We start from the raw sequence: 243 nt of genomic DNA on the forward strand, positions 1-243 counted from the left end.
ATGATGGAGACATCACGGATCTATCGGGATCCAGCAATGCATTGAACGACCCAACGTTTACAGATTTTGGTGATGACAATGGTATAGCGGTCATAAAGACTGGTGTCTTCAATGATGAGAATGGAGATGGGAACGCCCAGTTGGGTGAGACGATCAGTTACAGTTTTGCGGTGACCAATACGGGATCAACGACGCTTACCAACGTTCGCATCACCGACCCGTTGTTGGTAGCACCGAACGGTA

At 48.6% G+C, this 243-nt stretch carries 1 protein-coding gene; it reads left to right on the top strand.

The features are described 5' to 3' along the window. On the top strand, nt 1-243 hold a 243-nt coding region (locus IQ282_RS00080; protein WP_194849920.1), incomplete at both ends, for a DUF7507 domain-containing protein.

The sequence above is a fragment of the Nonlabens antarcticus genome (genome assembly GCF_015356755.1).
In the GTDB taxonomy this organism is placed as follows: Bacteria; Bacteroidota; Bacteroidia; order Flavobacteriales; family Flavobacteriaceae; genus Nonlabens; species Nonlabens antarcticus.